The 18,888-nt window shown below is 73.2% G+C and carries 24 protein-coding genes; 10 read left to right on the top strand and 14 right to left on the bottom strand.

What is annotated here, in order from left to right:
* Window positions 1-12: 12 nt before the first annotated feature.
* Entirely contained in the window at window positions 13-534 is a 522-nt protein-coding gene (locus ACIPKM_RS06965; RefSeq protein WP_229084766.1) for a MarR family winged helix-turn-helix transcriptional regulator, read from the bottom strand.
* Window positions 535-594: 60 nt separating this feature from the next.
* On the opposite strand from ACIPKM_RS06965, the gene ACIPKM_RS06960 reads away from it, so the two are divergent.
* The 3 genes from ACIPKM_RS06960 to ACIPKM_RS06950 all read left to right on the top strand — a co-directional run bounded on the left by ACIPKM_RS06960 (window position 595) and on the right by ACIPKM_RS06950 (window position 3,382).
* On the top strand, window positions 595-1,812 hold the full coding sequence (locus ACIPKM_RS06960) for an FAD-dependent monooxygenase (protein WP_402736443.1): 1,218 nt from the start codon (window positions 595-597) through the stop codon (window positions 1,810-1,812).
* A 95-nt stretch (window positions 1,813-1,907) separates the two neighbouring features.
* Window positions 1,908-2,438, top strand: a complete 531-nt coding sequence (locus ACIPKM_RS06955; RefSeq protein ID WP_402736442.1) for an AAA family ATPase — start codon at window positions 1,908-1,910, stop codon at window positions 2,436-2,438.
* Complete coding sequence (locus tag ACIPKM_RS06950; protein WP_402736441.1) at window positions 2,435-3,382, top strand: helix-turn-helix domain-containing protein; 948 nt, start codon at window positions 2,435-2,437, stop codon at window positions 3,380-3,382. Before ACIPKM_RS06955 ends, ACIPKM_RS06950 begins: the two co-directional genes overlap by 4 nt.
* A gap of 35 nt (window positions 3,383-3,417) precedes the next feature.
* Here the strand turns inward: ACIPKM_RS06950 and ACIPKM_RS06945 are convergent, their stop codons facing one another.
* Window positions 3,418-3,804: a MerR family transcriptional regulator gene (locus ACIPKM_RS06945; RefSeq protein WP_070417522.1), complete on the bottom strand. Its 387-nt coding sequence runs from the start codon at window positions 3,802-3,804 to the stop codon at window positions 3,418-3,420.
* An 86-nt stretch (window positions 3,805-3,890) separates the two neighbouring features.
* Here ACIPKM_RS06945 and ACIPKM_RS06940 point away from each other — a divergent pair, with 86 nt between their 5' ends.
* From ACIPKM_RS06940 to ACIPKM_RS06930, 3 genes are all read left to right on the top strand, one after another.
* Window positions 3,891-4,592 (top strand): SDR family oxidoreductase, encoded by a 702-nt coding sequence (locus ACIPKM_RS06940; protein WP_071302325.1) that lies wholly within the window; start codon window positions 3,891-3,893, stop codon window positions 4,590-4,592.
* A 344-nt stretch (window positions 4,593-4,936) separates the two neighbouring features.
* Window positions 4,937-5,467, top strand: a complete 531-nt coding sequence (locus ACIPKM_RS06935) for a hypothetical protein (protein ID WP_402736440.1) — start codon at window positions 4,937-4,939, stop codon at window positions 5,465-5,467.
* On the top strand, window positions 5,464-6,027 hold the full coding sequence (locus tag ACIPKM_RS06930) for a DUF6611 family protein (RefSeq protein ID WP_229084773.1): 564 nt from the start codon (window positions 5,464-5,466) through the stop codon (window positions 6,025-6,027). Before ACIPKM_RS06935 ends, ACIPKM_RS06930 begins: the two co-directional genes overlap by 4 nt.
* Here ACIPKM_RS06930 and ACIPKM_RS06925 read toward each other — a convergent pair.
* The 7 genes from ACIPKM_RS06925 to ACIPKM_RS06895 all read right to left on the bottom strand — a co-directional run bounded on the left by ACIPKM_RS06925 (window position 5,975) and on the right by ACIPKM_RS06895 (window position 10,505).
* On the bottom strand, window positions 5,975-6,679 hold the full coding sequence (locus tag ACIPKM_RS06925; RefSeq protein ID WP_402736439.1) for an alpha/beta hydrolase: 705 nt from the start codon (window positions 6,677-6,679) through the stop codon (window positions 5,975-5,977). The two genes, ACIPKM_RS06930 and ACIPKM_RS06925, sit on opposite strands and share 53 nt — an antisense overlap.
* On the bottom strand, window positions 6,676-7,419 hold the full coding sequence (locus tag ACIPKM_RS06920; RefSeq protein ID WP_402736438.1) for an SDR family NAD(P)-dependent oxidoreductase: 744 nt from the start codon (window positions 7,417-7,419) through the stop codon (window positions 6,676-6,678). The genes ACIPKM_RS06925 and ACIPKM_RS06920 overlap by 4 nt, the downstream gene beginning before the upstream one ends.
* 45 nt (window positions 7,420-7,464) lie before the next feature.
* Window positions 7,465-8,112 (bottom strand): SDR family oxidoreductase, encoded by a 648-nt coding sequence (locus ACIPKM_RS06915; RefSeq protein ID WP_070417526.1) that lies wholly within the window; start codon window positions 8,110-8,112, stop codon window positions 7,465-7,467.
* Window positions 8,113-8,234: 122 nt separating this feature from the next.
* Complete coding sequence (locus ACIPKM_RS06910) at window positions 8,235-8,996, bottom strand: ABC transporter permease (RefSeq protein WP_402736437.1); 762 nt, start codon at window positions 8,994-8,996, stop codon at window positions 8,235-8,237.
* Window positions 8,996-9,790 carry an ATP-binding cassette domain-containing protein gene (locus tag ACIPKM_RS06905; RefSeq protein WP_336696716.1) on the bottom strand — a complete coding sequence of 265 codons (795 nt, stop codon included), beginning with the start codon at window positions 9,788-9,790 and terminating at the stop codon, window positions 8,996-8,998. The genes ACIPKM_RS06910 and ACIPKM_RS06905 overlap by 1 nt, the downstream gene beginning before the upstream one ends.
* Window positions 9,787-10,155, bottom strand: a complete 369-nt coding sequence (locus tag ACIPKM_RS06900) for a DUF1048 domain-containing protein (RefSeq protein WP_071294194.1) — start codon at window positions 10,153-10,155, stop codon at window positions 9,787-9,789. The genes ACIPKM_RS06905 and ACIPKM_RS06900 overlap by 4 nt, the downstream gene beginning before the upstream one ends.
* Window positions 10,156-10,157: 2 nt before the next feature.
* On the bottom strand, window positions 10,158-10,505 hold the full coding sequence (locus ACIPKM_RS06895) for a PadR family transcriptional regulator (RefSeq protein ID WP_070417530.1): 348 nt from the start codon (window positions 10,503-10,505) through the stop codon (window positions 10,158-10,160).
* 128 nt (window positions 10,506-10,633) lie between these two features.
* Between ACIPKM_RS06895 and ACIPKM_RS06890 the strand changes: the two genes are divergently transcribed.
* The 3 genes from ACIPKM_RS06890 (at window position 10,634) to ACIPKM_RS06880 (ending at window position 13,365) form a co-directional block, all read left to right on the top strand.
* Entirely contained in the window at window positions 10,634-11,122 is a 489-nt protein-coding gene (locus ACIPKM_RS06890) for a DUF4126 family protein (RefSeq protein ID WP_402736436.1), read from the top strand.
* On the top strand, window positions 11,119-12,291 hold the full coding sequence (locus ACIPKM_RS06885) for an FAD-dependent monooxygenase (protein WP_402736435.1): 1,173 nt from the start codon (window positions 11,119-11,121) through the stop codon (window positions 12,289-12,291). The genes ACIPKM_RS06890 and ACIPKM_RS06885 overlap by 4 nt, the downstream gene beginning before the upstream one ends.
* A gap of 102 nt (window positions 12,292-12,393) precedes the next feature.
* Window positions 12,394-13,365 (top strand): NAD-dependent epimerase/dehydratase family protein, encoded by a 972-nt coding sequence (locus ACIPKM_RS06880; protein WP_402736434.1) that lies wholly within the window; start codon window positions 12,394-12,396, stop codon window positions 13,363-13,365.
* A 2-nt stretch (window positions 13,366-13,367) separates the two neighbouring features.
* On the opposite strand, the gene ACIPKM_RS06875 is transcribed toward ACIPKM_RS06880, so the two are convergent.
* From ACIPKM_RS06875 to ACIPKM_RS06865, 3 genes are read right to left on the bottom strand one after another with little or no spacing between them, the layout of a single operon-like run.
* Window positions 13,368-14,540: an MFS transporter gene (locus tag ACIPKM_RS06875; protein WP_402736433.1), complete on the bottom strand. Its 1,173-nt coding sequence runs from the start codon at window positions 14,538-14,540 to the stop codon at window positions 13,368-13,370.
* 14 nt (window positions 14,541-14,554) lie between these two features.
* Window positions 14,555-14,761 (bottom strand): hypothetical protein, encoded by a 207-nt coding sequence (locus tag ACIPKM_RS06870; RefSeq protein ID WP_071294192.1) that lies wholly within the window; start codon window positions 14,759-14,761, stop codon window positions 14,555-14,557.
* Complete coding sequence (locus tag ACIPKM_RS06865) at window positions 14,758-15,630, bottom strand: helix-turn-helix domain-containing protein (protein ID WP_070417536.1); 873 nt, start codon at window positions 15,628-15,630, stop codon at window positions 14,758-14,760. The genes ACIPKM_RS06870 and ACIPKM_RS06865 overlap by 4 nt, the downstream gene beginning before the upstream one ends.
* Window positions 15,631-15,717: 87 nt before the next feature.
* Between ACIPKM_RS06865 and ACIPKM_RS06860 the strand changes: the two genes are divergently transcribed.
* Complete coding sequence (locus tag ACIPKM_RS06860; protein ID WP_402736432.1) at window positions 15,718-16,602, top strand: aldo/keto reductase; 885 nt, start codon at window positions 15,718-15,720, stop codon at window positions 16,600-16,602.
* Window positions 16,603-16,680: 78 nt separating this feature from the next.
* Here the strand turns inward: ACIPKM_RS06860 and ACIPKM_RS06855 are convergent, their stop codons facing one another.
* Window positions 16,681-17,559 carry a helix-turn-helix transcriptional regulator gene (locus ACIPKM_RS06855; RefSeq protein ID WP_070417537.1) on the bottom strand — a complete coding sequence of 293 codons (879 nt, stop codon included), beginning with the start codon at window positions 17,557-17,559 and terminating at the stop codon, window positions 16,681-16,683.
* Window positions 17,560-17,654: 95 nt separating this feature from the next.
* On the bottom strand, window positions 17,655-18,806 hold the full coding sequence (locus ACIPKM_RS06850; protein ID WP_402736431.1) for a PQQ-dependent sugar dehydrogenase: 1,152 nt from the start codon (window positions 18,804-18,806) through the stop codon (window positions 17,655-17,657).
* Window positions 18,807-18,888 lie beyond the last annotated feature (82 nt).

The raw sequence follows: 18,888 nt of genomic DNA, 5'->3' as shown, positions 1-18,888 counted from the left end.
CTCCGCGACGGCTCAGTCCATCGCGTCGTCGTAGACCCCGATCAGCCGGTCGAGGAAGGTCTGCACCGTCGCACGCTCCGCGGGGTCCAAGTCGTCGACGATGCCCTCGATGCCCTCGATGAGCGGAAGCACGAGGTCGTACGCACGGTCCGAAGACTGCTCTGCCGCCGTGACGACGAGCTTGCGTCCGTCGCTCGGGTGCCGTTCCCGTCGGACGTGCCCGGCGCCCTCGAGCCGGTTCAGGACGAGCGTCATCGCGGCGGTCGAGATCTCGAGCCGACGGGCGAGCTCGGTCGGGGTGGCCGGCCCGGTCGCGATGAGGTGGTCCATCGCCTCGAGTCCCGCCGCGTCGACCGACAGTGCCGCGGCGAGGTGCCGCTCGAAGCGCTGCTGCCGGACACTGACCTGCTGCACGCGGGACCGGATGTCGTCGTCGGGGAGCGATCGCCCGTCGCGTCGCGCCGTCGCCCGGTCGTGGCGGTCCTGCCGGTCGTCGGGGCGGTCGGTCGCTGGGTGCTGGTCGTCGTTCGGCACGTCCACCATGGTAGTCGTGTACATTGCCAATCTCATTGGTAATCAACGACGTGAGGGACCATGACCGATCACACCCGCGGACGCGTGCTCATCTCCGGCGCGAGCATCGCCGGCCCGGCGCTCGCCCACTGGCTCCACCGCTTCTCGTTCGAGACGGTCGTCGTCGAGCGGGCGCCGTCCCTCCGCACCGGCGGGCAGAACGTCGACGTGCGCGGAGCCGGGCGTGAGGTCGCGCGCCGGATGGGCATCGAGGACGACATCCGCGCTGCCACGACGGGCGAGGTCGGCACCCGGTTCATCGGTCCGAGCGGCCGGACGATCGCGGCGTTCCCGGCGGGGACCTCGGACTCCGGCGGGGCCACCGCCGAGCTCGAGGTCCTGCGCGGTGACCTCGCGCGCCTCCTCGTCGACGGGACGTCCGACGCCACCGAGTACCGCTACGGCGACCGGATCACCCGCATCGACCAGGACGACGACGGCGTGACCGTGGGGTTCGAGCACGGCCCGGACGACCGGTTCGACCTGGTGGTCGCGGCGGACGGCATCGGATCGAGCACCCGTCGCCTGGTGTTCGGCGACGAGCCGGAGATCCGGTCGCTCGGGCTCGAGACGACGTACGGCACGATCCCCCGGACCGCGGCGGACGACGACTGGTGGCGCTGGTACAACGCACCGGGTGGCCGGTCGATCACCCTCCGTCCCGACCAGCACGGGACCATCCGCGCGGCGATGTCGGTCGTGACGGACCGGAAGCGGGAGCGAGCCGGCTCCGAGCGCGGCGACCTCGATGCGGTGCGCCGCCGCCTGCACGCGGTGTTCGGCGACGCCGGGTGGGAGGCCGAGCGGGTCCTCGCGGGGTTCGACCGCTCCGAGGACCTCTACTCCGAGGCGATCGGACAGGTCCACGCCTCGCGCTGGTCGGACGGTCGGGTGGTGCTCCTCGGGGACGCCGCGTACTGCGCCTCGCCGGTGAGCGGCATGGGCACGAGCCTCTCGCTCACCGGTGCCTACGTCCTCGCCGGGGAGCTCGCCGCCCACGTCCACCACCGCGACGCCCTGCGCGCGTACGAGCGCATCATGCGCCCGTACGTCGCGAAGGCGCAGCAGCTGCCGCCGGGCACGCCGCGGATCGCGAACCCGAGGTCCCGGCTCGGGATCGCGGCCTTCGGCACCGCCGTCCGCGTGGCGGCGTTGCCCCTCGGCGGGCGCCTCGGCGCCCGCTTCGCCACCCCACCGGCCGAGGCGATCGACCTGCCGGAGTACGCGCACCTCGAGTGAGCCGGTGGCGGACGGGAGGCGCGGTGCGAGCCCGCCACGCGCCTCCCGTCCGTCCCGTCCTCCCGTCCCGCAGCGATGTGCGCTACGGTCCGATCATGATCGTCTGGATCAACGGGACGCACGGCGTCGGCAAGACGACCACCAGCAGGCTGGTGCAGCCGCTCCTGCCGGACGCTCGCGTGCTCGATCCGGAGAAGGTCGGCGAAACCCTCATGGACGTCCGGCCCCCGCTGCCCGACTCCGGCGACTTCCAGCACTGGGACCCCTGGCGACCGCTCGTCGTCGAGACCGCGCGGCAGGTCCTGGCCTTCGCGGGCGGCACGCTCGTCATGCCGCAGACGGTCCTCGTCGAGCGGTACTGGCGGGAGATCGCGGACGGGTTCGCGGCGCACGGGATCCCGGTCCGACACTTCGTGCTGCACGCGGAAGAGGAGACCCTGCGGGACCGGATCCAGAACGACGCCGTGGTGGGGCCGTCCACGTTCCGGTCCAGCCGCGTCGATCCCTACGCCGAGGCGGCACGCACCTGGCTGCACGCCGCGGCCGAGGTCGTCGACACGACGGACACCCCGCCCGAGCAGGTGGCACGGAACATCGCCGACGCGGTGCTGCAGGTCGCACGGTGAGCGCCTTCGTGCAGCGGTCGCAGTGGTCGGTCGTGACGTCAGAGCCGGCGGACGCGGCAGAGCTCGTCACGCGGATCCCCGACGTCCGACGGGCCACGGTCGAGGGCGCGCCCTCGGGGTTCTCGTTCGAGGAACGGCGACGTGGCTCCGAGCTGCTGTCGCTCGTGTCGATGGCGAGCACCGGCGTCGTCGAGGGAACGGTCGAGGCCGAGTCCGCGATGGTCCTGTTCTGGCTGAAGTCCGGCAGCGGTGCGGTCGACGGCGACGGGGTGCCCACCGGCCGTCCGGTCCTGTTCCGCCACGACCCCCAGCACGTCCGGTGGGACGGGTTCCAGCTCGATCTCATCCGCATCGACCGGACCACGGTGGAGCAGGTCGCTGCCGAACGCGGCGCCTGGCAGCCCGGGCCCATCGAGTTCCAGCCGCACCACATCCCCGAGGGCCCGACGCTCGCCGCCTGGTGGTTGATGGTGCGCGCGGTGGCTGCCGACGTGCTGCGCGGTCCGGAGGACGTCACCGAGGAGCACGAGCGCGAACTGACCCGCTTCGCGGCGGGCGGCCTGCTCACGGCGATCCCGCACTGGCCGGTCGGGCAGGACCAGCCCCGCACGGCAGCGGCGGCACGGTTCGCCCGGGCCGAGGCGTACCTGCTCGAGCACGCGACCGAGCAGATCACCGTCGAGGACGTCGCCGCGGCCGCGGGCCTGAGCATCCGCGGGCTGCAGGACGCGTTCCGGCGCCACCACGGCATCACGCCGACGACCTACCTCCGGCGCATCCGACTGCTGCTCGCCCGTGAGGGCCTGGAGTCCGGGGACGACCGGAGCGTCGGGGACGTGGCGCGGGACTCGGGCTTCGCGCACCTCGGACGGTTCGCCGGCAGCTACCGCGACGAGTTCGGGGTGCTCCCGCGGGAGACCTGGCAGGCCGCGCGCCGCCGCTGATCAGCGCGCCGCCGCTGAACAGCGCGCCGCGCCGGTCAGGCCGCCAGCGGCTGGTCCCGCAGCGCCGGGCAGTGCTCCGGCGTCGGGTGCTCGGTGATCGCGATGACCTCGTCGAGCCGGTCCCGAGCGGCCTCGAGCTCGGCGAGCTGCGCCGTGATCCGGTCCCGCTCGGCGACGAGGAGCGCGAACGACTCCGGCGTCGCCACCCCCGCGTCCACGCAGGGCAGCAGCTGCACGATGGTGCGGCTCGGCAGCCCGGCGGCGAAGAGCTGCTGGATGAGCTGGACCCGCTCGACGGCGGGCACGGCGTAGGAACGCTGGCCGCTCGCCGTCCGTCCGGCCGGCAGCAGGCCCTGCTCCTCGTAGTACCGGAGCGACCGCACGCTCACGCCGGTCGCCGCAGCGAGGTCTCCGATGCGCACGATCTCCTCCTTGCACCTGACATCGATGTGAGGTCTTAGCGTAGCCGAGCCGCTGCGGGAGGTGCCCGCTCGGCAGGAGGAACACCATGGACATCGCTGGATCGGTCGCACTCGTCACGGGCTCGAACCGGGGCATCGGACGACGGTTCGTGCAGCAGCTGCTCGAGCGCGGCGCCGCCAAGGTCTACGCCACGGCCCGGCGCCCCGAACTGGTCGACATCGAGGGGGTCGAGGTGCTCCCGCTCGACATCACCGACCAGGCGTCCGTCGCGGCGGCAGCGGCTGCGGCGTCCGACGTGACCCTGCTCGTGAACAACGCCGGGATCACCACGCAGGGCTCGCTGCTCACGGACGACCTGACCGACGTGCGGCGGGAGATGGACACGCACTTCTGGGGCAACCTCGGGATGGTCCGGTCGTTCGCGCCGGTGATCGAACGCAACGGCGGGGGCGCGATCGTGAACGTCCTGTCGGCGCTGTCCTGGTTCGCGTACCCGGGCTCGGGCGGGTACGCCGCCGCCAAGGCCGCGGAGTGGAACATGACGAACGCCGTCCGCCTCGAGCTGACCGGCCGGGGCGTCACCGTCCAGGGGCTGCACCTCGGAGCCGCCGACACCGACATGATGGCCGGGTACGAGGGGCCGAAGGTCGACCCGGCCGAGGTCGCGCGGCTCTCCCTCGACGGTGTGGAGCGGGGCGCGGCGGAGGTCGTCGTGGACGACTGGAGCGCCGGGGTCAAGGCGTCGCTCGCCGAGGCGCCCGAGCGGTTCTACGCGCAGTTCGCGTGATGCGGCCAGCGTGACCCGGGGGCGGGCGGGGGGGGCGGGGGGGGGCCCCCCCCCCCCCCCCCCCCCCCCCCCCCCCCCGCCCGCCCCCCCCGCGCCCCCCCCCCCCCCGCCCCGGGGGGGGCGCGCCGGGGGGGGGGGGGTGGGGGGGGCGGGGGGGGGGGGGGGGGGGGGGGGGGGCGGGGGGGGCCCCCCCCCGCGCCCCCCGCCCGCCGCTCCGCACGTTCCGCGCGCTCGTCGCGTCCTCCGCGCTCGCCGCGTCAGGACCGCGCACGGGATCGGACCGACGGCGTCAGCGATCCGTCAGGACGCTGTCCGCACGGCCGCCCCCGCCGGATCGTGGAGTGGTGACCCTGACCGCGATCCTCCCGACGCTCCGCGCGTCCCTCCCCGACCCCGTGGACCCGACCCTCTGGCCCGCCCACACCGAACCCACGACCGGCGACGTCCTGGTCGCCGCCGTGTCGATGGTCCGGCTGGCCGAACTCGCCGGCACCCCGTGCGTGCACACCGCCGAGCAGGCACCGCCCCGCTACCGACCCCCCACGTGGACGCCGGGCGAGGTGAGCGTCGCCGTGGCGTCGGTCCTGCGCGTGCGGCGCCCCCGGACCGGTGTCGTCCTGCTCGAGCTCGACGCGGTGCTCCCCCGGTTCGCCGTCCTCGACCAGGTGCGGCTCATCGGCCGGGTGAGCACGGCGGCCCCGACCGGGACGTACGTCCTCACCCCGTGCGCCGGCGCGGAGGACGGTCCCTTCCACCGGCTCCCGGCCCCGTTGCCCGCGGACGTCCGCGAGGGCGACCTGCTCTGCTTCCCCTGCGTGGCCGCGATCCGGCACCGCGACGTCGTGGTGCCGGTCCGCGCCGAGGTCGTCCGGTGAGCGCCGTCTCCGACTTGCGCGCACGCGTGGTCGACGGCCCGCACGTGTGGGGCCGGTACTCCGTGCGTCCCGTCGACCGGACGATGTGGAGCACGAGGACCCTCGTCGTCTACCCGCCTGGTACGACCCGACGCGAGCGTGCGGTGCTCCGCGCGTGGTCGGCGTGGCCGGCCGTGGGGGCACTGCTGGCGATCGCCGTGATGGCCGCGCTCGCTCCCCGCGCCGCCCTCGGGACCGTCGCCGCCGTCGGGGTGTACGCGGGCGGCTTCCTGGTGCTCGGGCGGGCCGCACGTCGACTCCGTCCCGGTGTCCGGACGCTGACGGTGACGACCTTCCACGGCACCGGGCGACCCGAGGTGCACGGGGACGTCCGGTTGCTCGGCGCCTCGCTCGACGCGTTGACCGTGCCGGAGCGGGCGCTCCGTGCCGGTGCGATCCGACCGGTGGACTTCGAGTCGATCTGGGCCGACGTCTGGGACGACCTGCCGAGCGGCCCGCGGTCCCGGGTCAGTCGCGCAGGAACGCCTCGAGCTGCCGGGCCACGAGGTCCGGTCGGGTGATGAACGGGTGGTGCCCCGTCGGGAGTTCGACCGACCGGGTGGCCCGCGCCGCGTGCTCCCGCTGGAGTGCGACGGTCGTCGAGCGGTCCTCGGCGCACACCACCGCGGTGGAGTCCACGCCGGCCCACCCCTCGGCGCTCGTCGGCGTGCCGAACGCGCGGACGTCCTGCGAGGTGACCCGGTCCCACGCCGCCCGCTGCGTCGCGGCGTCGGCGTCCTGCAGGAACCGGGCACCGAACGACCGCTCGTCGTACCCGTCGACGACGATCCGCCCGTCGGCGTCCGGACGCACCGCGACGGGGTCCGGCTCGCCGGACATGATCGACCCCTGCGACGCCCCGACGGGCGGCAGGTAGCTCGACACGAGCAGCAGGTGCCGGACCGCGGGGTGCGGGCCCGCCTCGGCGATCACGGTCCCGCCGTAGGAGTGTCCGACGACGATGGCGTCGGGGACCTCGTCGAGGGCGCGGCGCAGTGCGGCGGCGTCCTCCTGCAGGCCGCCGCCGGTGTCGGTCTCCCCGCACGACGGCAGGGCCACGGCGCGGCTGGCGATCCCGGTCCGTTCGCGCAGCAGGTCGCCGGTCGGAGCCCACCACCAGTCGCCGTCACGGACGAGGGCGCCGTGCACGAAGAGGACCGTCGGGCTCGTCACTCCATCACCAACGCGGACATGCGTGTCATCAGGCCGCGGGGGACGAAGCGGTGCGCACTCGCCAGCACGGCGTTGCGCGCGCCGGAGACGACCGTGGGTCCGCCGGCACGGGCGAACGCCCGCAGACCGACGCGTGCGACCTCCTCCGCCGACTGCCGACCGCCCTCGAGGAACGACCCGCCGCCGGCGGCGTCGAAGAAGCCCGTCGCGGTCGGTCCGGGGCACAGGGCGAGCACCCGGACGCCCTGCCCGCGCGTCTCCTGCCAGAGGGCCTCGGTGAAGGACAGGACGAACGCCTTCGTCGCGCCGTAGAGCGCCATGTGCGGGGTGGGCTGGAACGCGGCGGTCGAGGCCACGGTCATCACGCCGCCGACGCCGCGGGCGAGCATGCCGGGCAGGAATGCCCGCGTCAGCCGGACCAGCGCGGTCTCGTTGAGCGCGATCTGCTGCACGATGCCGTCCTCGGGCTGCTCGGCGAAGGTGCCGTGCCACCCGACCCCGGAGTTCGCGATCAGGACGTCGACGCGGGTGCCGTCGAGCGCCGTGATCACCTCGTCGACGCCGTCGGCCGTCGCCAGGTCGGCCGGGAGCACCCGCACGCGCACACCGTGGCGTGCGTGGATGCCCGAGGCGACGGCGTCGAGCTTGTCGGCGGACCGGGCGACCAGGACGAGGTCGGCGCCACCCGCGGCGAGGCCCTCCGCCAGCGACTCGCCGATGCCGCCGCTCGCACCGGTCACGAGGGCCAGTCGGCCCCGGAACGGTTCGGGGTTCCGCGCCACGGCTCAGCCCGCCGTGCGGAGGAAGTCGGCGATCGGGGTGGAACCGGTGTTGAACCGGATCGTCCGGCCGATCGTCTCGTCGCCCTCGACCGCGTCGGCCACCACGTGCGCGACGTCGCCGCGCGGGACCTGCGTCGAGGAGCCGTCCCAGTCGACCGAACCCGTGGGCTCGTCGTCGGTGAGGGTGCTCGGCGCCACGACCGTCCAGCGGAGCCCCGAGTCGCGGAGGACGGCGTCGGCGATCATCTTCGACTGCGCGTACGCGAAGAAGTCGTCGTCCTGCGGCACCCCGTGGTCGAGGAGCGAGCCGGACCAGGAGACCATGACGTAGCGGTCGACACCGGCCTTCGCGGCACCCTGCACGGACAGGATCGCCGCGTCGCGGTCGATCGCCCAGGTGCGGTCGGCCGATCCGCCGCCGGCACCGGCCGACCAGACCACGGCGTCGTGTCCGTGGATGAGCTCGGCGAAGTCGGTGAGGGTCTGCTGCTGGATGTCGGCGACGTGCGGCTGCCCGCCGTGGGCGCGGATCTCGTCGGCCTGGTCGGGGTCGCGGATGACCGAGGTGACGGTGTGGCCGCGGTCGGTGAGGATGCGGGTGGCGAGGAGTGCGACCTTGCCGTGGCCGCCGAGGACGATGACGTTGCTCATGCGTCGGACGCTACTCGCGGCGGCTCAGCGCGCGAGGTGCGCGAGGTGCGCGAGGTGCGCACCAGCGGACGGGAGGGACGGTGCGGGCCGGCACCGTCCCTCCCGTCCGTCAGCCGGTCGCGTCAGCCGACCCGCCGGCGCTGCACGAGGGTCGCGACGCCGAAGGCGGCCAGCAGGATGCCGACGCACCACGCGAGGGCCACCCACAGGTCCGCGTCGAGCGGCTGCCCGGCGAACAGCGCACGGATCGAGTCCACGATCGACGTCACCGGCTGGTGCTCTGCGAACCACCGGACCGGCCCGGGCATGGAGTCGGTCGGCACGAACGCCGAGCTGATGAAGGGCAGGAAGATCAGCGGGTAGGAGAACGCACTCGCGCCGTCCACCGACTTCGCCGAGAGCCCGGCGACGACCGCGATCCAGGTGAGCGCCAGCGTGAAGAGCACCAGGAACCCGAGCACCGCGAGCCACGCTCCGATGCCCGCGCTGCTGCGGAACCCCATGAGCAGGGCGACCCCGACGACCACGGTCACCGACACGGTGTTGGCGACGAGGGACGTGAGCACGTGCGCCCACAGCGACGCCGCGCGCACGATCGGCATCGACCGGAAGCGCTCGTCGATCCCCGCCTGCAGGTCGAGGAACAGCCGGTACGAGGTGTACGCCACCCCGGACGCCACCGTGATGAGGAGGATCCCCGGCAGCAGGTAGTCGATGTACGGCGTGCTCCCGGTGTCGATCGCGCCGCCGAAGACGTACACGAACAGCAGCAGGAAGGCGATGGGCATCACGGCGGTGGTGATGATCGTGTCCGGGCTGCGGAGCACGTGTCGCAGCGAGCGCCCGGTCAGGACGGCGGTGTCGTGGATCGGGTGGGCGGACATCAGGCCACCTCCTTCGTGGTGTCGGCCTTCGTGGTGTCGGCGTCGGGACGGTGTCCGATGACGGCGAGGAAGACGTCCTCGAGCGTGGGGCGCTTCTCGACGTACTCGACCGTCGCGGGCGGGAGCAGTCGCTGGAGTTCGGCGAGGGTGCCGTCGGCGATGATGCGGCCCTCGTGCAGGATGGCGATCCGGTCGGCGAGCTGCTCGGCCTCGTCCAGGTACTGCGTCGTGAGCAGGACCGTGGTGCCGCTCGCGGCGAGGGCGCGGACGGCGTCCCAGACCTCGATGCGGGCCTCGGGGTCGAGGCCGGTCGTCGGCTCGTCGAGGAAGACCACCGACGGGTCGCCGATCAGGCTCATCGCGATGTCGAGCCGTCGGCGCATCCCGCCCGAGTACGTCCCCGCGCGGCGGGACCCGGCATCCGTGAGCGAGAACCGGTCGAGCAGCTCGTCGGCGATGCGCCCGGCGTGCCGGAGGTGCCGGAGCCGTGCGACGAGGACGAGGTTCTCGCGGCCGGTCAGCACCTCGTCCACGGCGGCGAACTGCCCGGTGAGGCTGATCGCCTCGCGGACCGCGCCCGGATCGGCGGCCACGTCGTGCCCCGCGACCGACGCGGTGCCGGCGGTGGCCGTCGTCAGGGTCGCGAGGATGCGGATCGCGGTCGTCTTGCCCGCGCCGTTCGACCCGAGCAGGGCGACCACGGAGCCGGCCTCGACGTCGAGGTCGACCCCACGGAGGACGCGCAGGTCGCCGAAGGACTTCTCGAGCCCCCGGACCCGGATCGCCGCGGTCACGACGGCTCCCCGTCCGCATCGGCCGCCGCGATCGCGTCGACGAGGCGCTGCTGCTCCTTGCTGAGCCACGACCCGAGGCCGTAGTTCGCCTTGAAGTCCTCGGCGAAGGCGATCGGGTCGTCGCCGACCACCGCGCGGACGCTCGTTCCGTCGGCGGCGCTCTGCTCGAACAGGTCCGCGAGGTCGTCGAGCATGCGCATGAGCTGCTCGCCGTCGCTCGGGCCGGTGTACATGAGGTACCGCTCGATGCCGTCGACGGCGGTGCGGTGGCTCGTCGGCAGCGCTGCCGTGCGGGCCTTGTACTGCTTCCAGCGCTTCTTGTCGCCGATGAGCTTGGTCGTGATGTCCGAGATCGAGATCCCCATGATCAGTCCTGTCCGTTCGTGCTGCTGGTGGTGTGCCGGAGGTGGTCGAGCCGCTCGGCGAGGAAGGTCCACGCCCGCCAGAAGTCGTCGAGCTGCTCCTGCCCGCGGGCGTTCAGCGTGAACACCTTGCGGGGCGGCCCCTTCTCCGACGGGACCTTCTCGACGTCGACGAGGCCGCGCTGCTCGATGCGGACGAGCAGGGCGTAGACGGTGCCCTCGGCGATGTCGGTGAACCCCTGCTCCCGGAGCGAGGCGGTGATGTCGTACCCGTGGGCCGGGCGGCCGGCGAGCACGGCGAGGACGATCCCCTCGAGGATGCCCTTGAGCATCTCGGTCTCCTGCTTGGGCATGCGTGCCTCCTGCGGTCGGTGCGTGTGTCGTGGTGCGCTGTACTCAGTGACGCTGACTACTGGTACATAGTAACGCTGAGTACCAGGAGCGCAAGAGTAGTTTCCGAACCGACACGACAGGAGCACCGATGAGCACGAAGAACGAGCAGCACACCCTGGTCCGCACCCTGGTCCTGGGCATCCTCAGCGGCGGACGGAGCGCCACCCCGCTCGCCGTCATGGCACTGAACCACGACCGCTCCTCGCTGAAGGGCTCGTGGCAAGACTGGAAGGTCTTCAGCACGCCCCTCGGCCGTGGCGTCCTCGTCGCATCGGCCGTCGGCGAGCTCATCGGCGACAAGCTGCCGGGGACGCCGAACCGGATCTCCCCGGCCGGGCTCGCCGGGCGCGTGGCGTCCGGAGCGCTCGTCGGGGCCGCGCTCGGCACGACGGGCAGGCGCGACCTGCGCATCGAGGGCGCGATCCTCGGCGGCGTCGGCGCGATCGTCGGCAGCTTCGTCGGCTGGGGTGCGCGCAAGCTCGTCGGCGCCACGACGCGCCTGCCCGACCCGGTCGTCGCGCTCGCCGAGGACGCCGCGACCGTCGCCGGCTCCGTCAAGGTGATCACCACCTCGTGACGGCACCGCGTCGGGCCCTCGTCACCGGCGGCAGCATCGCCGGGCTCTCCGCCGCCTACTGGTTGGACCGGACGGGCTGGGACGTCACCGTCCTCGAGCGCTCGGCGGGCTTCCGCACCGGCGGCCAGAACGTCGACGTCCGGGGCGTCGCCCGCGAGGTCCTCGACCGCATGGGGCTGACCGAGGCGATCCGCTCGGCCAACACGGGCGAGACCGGCACGGTGATCGTCGACGAGCAGGGGGACACCATCGTCCGGCTGCCCGACGACGACTCCGGTGAGGGGGCGACGGCGGAGCTCGAGGTCCTGCGCGGCGACTTCGCGGACGCGATCCGGCAGGCGCTGCCGGACCGCGTGCGCCTGGTCTTCGACGACGCCGTGGTCGCGGTGGACGAGGACGGCTCGGACGGACGACCCGTCACGGTCCGTATCCGGAGTGGCGCGACGCTCCAGGCCGAGCTCCTCGTCGTCGCCGAGGGTGTCCGCTCGAGCACACGCGACCTGCTCTTCACCGTCGAGCCCCGGCGGCTCGGCATCACGATGGAGTTCGGGACGATCCCACGGATCCCGTCCGACGACGACACCTGGCGCTGGTACAACGCCGTCGAGGGTCGACAGGTGCACCTGCGGCCCGACAACCACGGCACGACGAGGGCGATGCTCGCGTACACCAACGACGACGGCGAGGTCCCCGACCGGCGCGACCGCTACGCCGGCGCCGGATGGCAGACCGACCGGGTGCTCGACGGGTTCGAGCAGTCGGACGACGTCTACGTCGACGACCTCACGCAGATCCACGCCCCGAGCTGGCACCGGGGTTCCGTCGTGCTGCTCGGCGACGCGGCCTGGTGCGTGACACCGATGGGCGGCGGCGGGAGTTCGCTGGCGCTCACCGGCGGGTACGTCCTCGCCGCGTCCCTCGCCGACGAGTCCGACACCACCGCGGCACTCGGGGCGTTCGAGGCCTGGATGCGGCCGCTCGTCGACCGGATCCAGACCATGCCGTCCGGGATCAAGCACTTCGCGTACCCGCAGACGAAGCTCGGACTCGCGGCGCAGCGCGCCGCGCACCACGTCCTGACCTCGCGCCCGGTGGCGCCCCTGATGGCGCGACTGACGCACACGGCGGACTCGGACCAGCCGCTCCCGGCCCTGGAGCCGACCCGCTGACGGACGGGAGGCGCGGTGCCAGCCCGCACCGTCCCTCCCGTCCGTCACAGGGGTTCCGTCCGGGCCTGCCACGCCCAGTCGCGTGCGCCTAGCGTGACCGGCATGCGCATCGTCGTCATCGGAGCCACCGGCCACATCGGCACGTTCCTCGTCCCCCGTCTCGTCCGCGCCGGTCACGACGTCGTGACCGTCACCCGCGGCAGCAGCACCCCGTACGCCGACTCCCCCGAGTGGCAGCAGGTCGAACGGATCACCGCCGACCGCGAGCAGGAGGACCGCGACGGCACGTTCGGCGACCGGATCGCCGCACTCCGCGCCGACACCGTCGTCGACCTCGTCTGCTTCACGACGTCGTCGGCCGAGGCCCTCGTCACGGCTCTCCGCGGGAGCGGTACGCACCTCGTGCACTGCGGGTCGATCTGGCGTGCCGGGGTCTCGCACGTGCTGCCCGTCACCGAGGAGAACGCGACCGAGCCGTTCGGCGACTACGGCGTGCAGAAGGACGCGATCGCCCGGAAGCTCAAGCGTGAAACTGCCGAAAGGGGTTTGGTGACGACCTCGTTGCACCCCGGTCACATCAGCGGCCCGGGGTGGATGCCCATCGGTCCGCTCGGCAACCTCGACCCGACGGTGTGGACGAAGCTGTCCGCCGGCGAGCCCGTCGAGGTCCCCGGCCTCGGTGCCGAGACGATGGCGCACGTGCACGCCGACGACGTCGCGCAGGCCTTCCAGCTCGCGGTCGAGCACCGGGACGCCGCGGCCGGCGAGGACTTCTTCGTCACGGCTCCGACGGCGCTCACGGCACGCGGGTACGCGCACCTGGTCGCGTCGTGGTTCGGCCAGGAGGCGCGGCTCGAGCCCGTCTCGTGGGACCGGTTCCGCGAGACCACGGCTCCGGAGCACGCCGGTGCGAGCTGGGAGCACCTGTCGCGCAGCCAGGTGTTCAGCACCGAGAAGCCTCGGCGGCTGCTCGGCTACGAGCCCGCCTGGACGGCCGAGGCGACGGTCCTCGACGCGTTCCGCTGGCTCGTGGAGCACGGTGAGGTGGACGTCGCGCGCCCCCTCGTCGTCTGAGGTCAGGCGCGGGCGGTGACCACCAGCCCGCGGCGGCGGTGGACCGCCCAGACCGTCAGGGCGAACCCGACCAGGACCGCTCCGCCCACGGTGACCGCGGTCCACCCGCCGGCGTTCCAGAGCACCGAGGCGAGTGCCGAGCCGATCGCCCCGCCGATGAAGTTCGCGGTGACGAACGCGGTGTTGAGTCGGCTGCGCGCCGCCGGGTCGATCGCGAAGAGCCGGGTCTGGTTGAGGACGTTCGTCGCCTGCACACCGACGTCCAGCAGGACGACCGCGACGAGGACGACCACGATCGACCGCGCTCCGAGGCCCGCGACCACGAGTGAGACGAGCACGACGGCGATCGCCGCACCGGTCACCGGCACGGAAACCCCGCGGTCGTGCAGCCGACCGACCCGCTGCGCGGCGACCGCCCCGGCGAGCCCGGCCAGACCGACGAGCCCGATCGCGCTCGTGGAGTACCCGAACGGCTCGGCGCTGAGCAGGAACGTCAGCGCGGTCCAGAACATCGTGAAGACGGCGAACATCGCGGAGCTGATGACGAGGGTCACCCGCACGGCCCGGTGCGCGGCGACGGCACGGAACACCGAGGCGATGAGCGTCGGGTACCGCACCCGGTCGCGCCGGTCGAGCTCGGGGATCGCCCGCCGGAGCAGCACGGCGAACAGCAGGGCCGCGACGGCGGCGACCACGTAGATCGCGCGCCAGCCGAACGCGTCCGCGACGACCCCGCTGACCGTCCGAGACACGAGGATGCCGGTGAGGACCCCGGAGGCGATCGTGCCCACGACCCGCCCGCGGGACGAGGGATCGGCGAGGTCCCCGGCCAGCGGGATGAGCAGCTGCCCGGCGACGGTGGTGAGGCCGACGAGCGCGAGCGCCACCAGCAGCACGGCGAACGACGGGGCCACGGCGGCGAACAGCAGCGCGACCGCGGACGCGACGAGCACCCCGGGGATCAGGCGTCGTCGGTCGAGCACGTCGCCGAGCGGCACCACGAGCAGGATGCCCAGCGCGTACCCGACCTGGGTGAGCGTGACGAGCAGCCCGGCGACCGCGGCGGACGTCCCGAGCGAGGACGCGATGTCGTCGAGGAGCGGCTGCGCCCAGTAGAGGTTGCCGACGGCCGCGCCCCCGGCCACCGCGAACAGCAGCGTGCGCGCGGGCGTCATCCCCGCACCGGCGGTCACGGACGCCGCCGGAAGAGCTCCGCGAGGTGCCACGGCCCCGGTGCGAGTCGGACGGCCGCTTCGGCGCGGATGCGGTCCTCGCGCGCGCGGTCGCGCGTGAGTTCCTCGATCTCGCGTTCGGCACGCAGGCGGAACCGGACCCGCTCGAGGAACGTCAGCGGCTCCGCGGGCCGGGTGGTCCGGATCGAGTCGGTCTCGCTCATGCGTCCTCCGTCTCCGGGACGGCGGCGACGGTGGTCGCCGCGAGGTTGGCGAGGAGCTGCAGGCGCTCCTCGGACGGCGAGCCGGGCTCCGCGCCGTAGACGATGAGCGTCAGCCCGGTGTCCGTGACGAGCTCCATCGTCTCGTACGTCAGGTCGAGGTCGCCGACCTCGGGGTGGTGCACGTGCTTGATGCCGGACCGGTGCCGCATCACGTCGTGCGCGGCCCAGCGCTGACGGAACTCCTCGCTGCGGGTGGACAGTTCCCCGATGAGGTCCGTCAGCCCGCGGTCGTACGGGGACCGGGCCGCTTCGGCACGGAGCACGGCGACCATGTCCCCGGTCACGCTGTCCCAGTCGCGCCAGAACTCGCGTCCACGGGGGTCGAGGAAGGCGAAGCGCGCGGTGTTCGGGGTACCGGACGGGTCGAGGAAGAGCGGTGCGTAGACCGCACGGGCGAGGGCGTTGCCGGCCAGGAAGTCCGACCGGCCGTTCCGCACCCATGCGGGAGCGGTCATCGAGTCGAGTACTCGCTGCACGTTCGGCCGGACCTTCGACGTCGGGGTCTTCCGACGCGTCGTCGCCGAGGCGTTCTGCGCACGGGCGAGGTCGAACAGGTGCGCGTGCTCGGCGTCGTCGAGCCGGAGCGCCCGGGACAACGATCCGAGGACGCTCTCGGACACCCCGGTGAGGTTCCCCCGCTCGAGGCGGATGTAGTAGTCGACGCTCATGCCCGCGATGAGGGCGAGTTCCTCGCGGCGAAGGCCCTTCACCCGTCGCGCGCCGCCGAAGTCGGGCAGCCCGACCTGCTGCGGCGTGACGCGCTCGCGGCGGGTGCGGAGGAAGTCGCGGACTTCGTCTCTCGTGTCCATGTCCTCCACGGTAGGTCCGATCGACGGGTCGGAGCAGGGGCTGCTGGTACCCGTCAGGCCGGTCCGGGCGGTCGTAGCGTCGTGGACATGGACACACTCACCCTCAACAACGGACTCGTGATCCCCGCGATCGGGTTCGGCGTCTTCCAGAGCGCGCCGGCCGAGACGGTCGACGCCGTGCGCACCGCGCTCGAGACCGGGTACCGCCACATCGACACCGCCGCCGCGTACGGCAACGAGCGCGAGGTCGGCGAGGGCATCCGCGCCTCGGGTGTCGACCGCGACGAGATCGTCGTCGAGACGAAGATCTGGGTCTCCGACTACGGCCTCGACGAGACCCTGCACGCGTTCGACAAGGCGACCGGCAAGCTCGGCTTCGACCACGTCGACGTCCTGATCCTGCACCAGCCCGCACCCGACCGCTTCGAGCGGACCATCGCGGCGTACCGAGCGCTCGAGCGGCTGTACGCCGAGGGCCGTGTCGGCGCGATCGGCGTGAGCAACTTCATGCCGCACCACCTCCGGTCGCTGCTGGACGCCACGGACGTGATCCCGGCGCTCAACCAGGTCGAGCTGCACCCGTACTTCACGCAGCCGGACGTGCAGCGCGCCGACGCCGAGCACGGCATCCTCGACCAGGCGTGGTCGCCGATCGGCGGCATCACCTTCTACCCGGGCTGGGGCGACGAGCGGGTCAGCGTGCTCGACGACCCGACGATCCGGGCCATCGGCGAGGCGCACGGCAAGACCCCGGCGCAGGTGATGCTCCGGTGGCACGTGCAGCAGGGCCGGAACGCGATCCCGAAGTCGACGAACCCCGGGCGCATCGCCGAGAACTTCGACGTGTTCGACTTCGTGCTCTCCGACGACGAGCTCGCAGCGCTCGACGCCCTCGACACCGGTCGTCGCGGCGGGCCGGACCCGGACGGGACCGACACGAGCCGCTTCGAACGGGTGATCCCGGAGGCCTGACGCGACCCGGTGGGGCCTGGAGGCGCGGTGCGGGCCGGCACCGTGCCTCCAGTCCCGCAGGCGGTCGCGACCACCGCGTCAGACGCGCTCGCGCGCACGCTCCACGATGCGCTCCGTCGCCGCCCATGAGGCGAGCAGCCGCAGCGCGTCCGCCGTCGGGCTCCCGGGCGTCGCCGGGTAGATCGTCAGCGCGAGCCCCGGGTCCTCGGTGAGCTCGAGCGTCTGGAAGTGCAGCTCGAGCGGACCGACCACCGCGTGCCGGAACGACTTCACCCCCGCGTAGTGCCGCCGGACGTCGTGCGCCGCCCAGAGCGCGCGGAAGTCGTCGCTCCGCATCGAGAGCTCGCCGATCAGCGCCGCGAGCCCGGGGTCGTTCGGCGTCCGCCCGGCCTCGCGCCGGAGGATCGCGACGTTCGTGTGCGCCGCGCGCTGCCAGTCGAGGTAGAAGTTCCGTGCCTGCGGGTCGAGGAAGATGAACCGCGAGAAGTTGCAGGGCCGTGCGCTCGCCGCGACGAGGTCCGAGTGCATCGCCCAGCCGAGCGTGTTCGCGGCGACGATGTCCTGTCGGTTGTTGACGATCATCGCGGGGGCGTCGGCGATGGCGTCGAGCAGGTACTGCAGCTCCGGGCGCACCGCCGCCACCGGTGTGACCGCGGCGGCACGGCGGGGCGTGGCGTTCTGGTGGCGGGCGAGGTCGCGCAGGTGCTCGTGCTCGGCCGGGTCGAGGTGGAGCGCGCCCGCGATGGCGTCGAGCACGCTGTCCGAGACGCCCTGCAGGTTCCCGCGCTCGAGCCGGGTGTAGTAGTCGATGCTCACGCCGGCCAGCCGGGCGACCTCCTCGCGGCGCAGCCCGGTGACGCGGCGGCGGGTGCCGAACGTCTCGACGCCGGCCTGCTCCGGTGTGATGCGGGCGCGGCGACCGGAGAGGAAGTCGCGGGCTTCGTCGCGGTGGTCCATGCCGGTCACGGTACTTCGGCTGGGCGGGGGCGAGCGAGGTGCTGCCGGAACCCCCGTGCTGGGTCCTCGTGCTGGTCGGGGTCCGTCGGTCGGGCTCAGCTCGTCGCGAGCGGCACCGACACGATCCGGTCGTCGCCGTCCGTCGGGTCGCCACGCCCGTCGGTGTTGTTCGTGACGAACCACAGGGCACCCTCGGGACCCTCGAGCACCGTGCGGATGCGGCCGAAGTCCTCTGCGAAGTACTCGGTCGACGTCGAGGGGGCGTCGGCCGGCACCGCCCTGACGACCTCGCCCTGGAGGTTCGCGATGAACACGGTGTCGTCGATCACCGCCAGGCCGCTCGGTGAGGCGTCGTCGGTGGCCCACTGCTGCACGGGGTCGACGAAGCCCTTGCTCGTGCCGCCGGTGCCCTCGACCTCCGGCCAGCCGTAGTCCCGGCCCTTCTCGATGACGTTGAGCTCGTCCCAGGTGTCCTGCCCGAACTCCGACGCGAACATCGTGCCGTCGGCCGTCCACCCCATGCCCTGCACGTTCCGGTGGCCGAGGCTCCACACCGGGGACCCGGGGAACGGGTTGCCGCCGGGGACCTGGCCGTCCGGGGTCAGCCGCAGGATCTTCCCCGCGAGCGAGTCCCGGTCCTGCGCGTCCGAACCGGTACCGGCGTCGCCGACGCTCGCGTAGAGCATGCCGTCCGGGCCGAACGCGATCCGCCCGCCGTTGTGGAAGCTGTTCGACGGCAGCCCGTCGATCACGGTCGTGGCGTCCCCGAGCGCGTAGGACCCGGCGCTCCCGGACAGCTCGTAGCGCTGGATGCGGTTGCCGTCGTCGCCCGTCGAGTACACGAACAGGTCGCCCTCGTGCAGCGCGAGTCCGAGCAGACCGCCCTCACCGCCGTGCCGGACGCCCGCGATCGTGCCGACCTCGCGTGTCTTCCCGGCGCCGGTCAGTTCGAGCACCGTCGCCGAGTCCCGCTCGCTGATCAGGGCGTCGCCGTCGTCACCGGTGCGGACCACCGACCACGGGGCGTCCAGTCCGGTGGCGATGTCGGTCGTCTCGCCCCCGGGCTCGAGCTGTCCGGCGGCGCTCGCCGCGGGGGTGGTGGCGCTCGACGAGGGGCTGCTCGTGGCGGTCGCCCGACCCTCGAGCGTGCGGGCGTCGTCGTCGGTGCAGGCCGCGAGGACGAGGGCCGCGGCGGCGAACGCGCCGAGGGCGGACAGGGTGCGGCGGGTGCGAGCGGTGGTGTGCACGGTGGTCCTCCCGGGTCGTGGGTCGATTGCACACGCGGCGGTCGGGAATCCCCTGGGTGACGGGGGTTGCGGTGGAACCCCT

The organism is Curtobacterium sp. NPDC086286 (assembly GCF_044746255.1).
Taxonomy (GTDB): Bacteria; Actinomycetota; Actinomycetes; order Actinomycetales; family Microbacteriaceae; genus Curtobacterium.
This window is presented reverse-complemented; position numbering and strand designations above follow the sequence as displayed.

Bases quoted from the DNA above. Each gene is read 5' to 3' on its own strand.
- ACIPKM_RS06860 (WP_402736432.1), top strand. From the start codon at position 15,718: ATGGACACACTCACCCTCAACAACGGACTCGTGATCCCCGCGATCGGG.
- ACIPKM_RS06900 (WP_071294194.1), bottom strand. From the start codon at position 10,155: ATGGGGATCTCGATCTCGGACATCACGACCAAGCTCATCGGCGACAAG.
- ACIPKM_RS06870 (WP_071294192.1), bottom strand. From the start codon at position 14,761: ATGAGCGAGACCGACTCGATCCGGACCACCCGGCCCGCGGAGCCGCTG.
- ACIPKM_RS06895 (WP_070417530.1), bottom strand. From the start codon at position 10,505: ATGCCCAAGCAGGAGACCGAGATGCTCAAGGGCATCCTCGAGGGGATC.
- ACIPKM_RS06960 (WP_402736443.1), top strand. From the start codon at position 595: ATGACCGATCACACCCGCGGACGCGTGCTCATCTCCGGCGCGAGCATC.
- ACIPKM_RS06865 (WP_070417536.1), bottom strand. From the start codon at position 15,630: ATGGACACGAGAGACGAAGTCCGCGACTTCCTCCGCACCCGCCGCGAG.
- ACIPKM_RS06855 (WP_070417537.1), bottom strand. From the start codon at position 17,559: ATGGACCACCGCGACGAAGCCCGCGACTTCCTCTCCGGTCGCCGCGCC.
- ACIPKM_RS06880 (WP_402736434.1), top strand. From the start codon at position 12,394: ATGCGCATCGTCGTCATCGGAGCCACCGGCCACATCGGCACGTTCCTC.
- ACIPKM_RS06890 (WP_402736436.1), top strand. From the start codon at position 10,634: ATGAGCACGAAGAACGAGCAGCACACCCTGGTCCGCACCCTGGTCCTG.
- ACIPKM_RS06915 (WP_070417526.1), bottom strand. From the start codon at position 8,112: ATGAGCAACGTCATCGTCCTCGGCGGCCACGGCAAGGTCGCACTCCTC.
- ACIPKM_RS06910 (WP_402736437.1), bottom strand. From the start codon at position 8,996: ATGTCCGCCCACCCGATCCACGACACCGCCGTCCTGACCGGGCGCTCG.
- ACIPKM_RS06940 (WP_071302325.1), top strand. From the start codon at position 3,891: ATGGACATCGCTGGATCGGTCGCACTCGTCACGGGCTCGAACCGGGGC.
- ACIPKM_RS06875 (WP_402736433.1), bottom strand. From the start codon at position 14,540: ATGACGCCCGCGCGCACGCTGCTGTTCGCGGTGGCCGGGGGCGCGGCC.
- ACIPKM_RS06955 (WP_402736442.1), top strand. From the start codon at position 1,908: ATGATCGTCTGGATCAACGGGACGCACGGCGTCGGCAAGACGACCACC.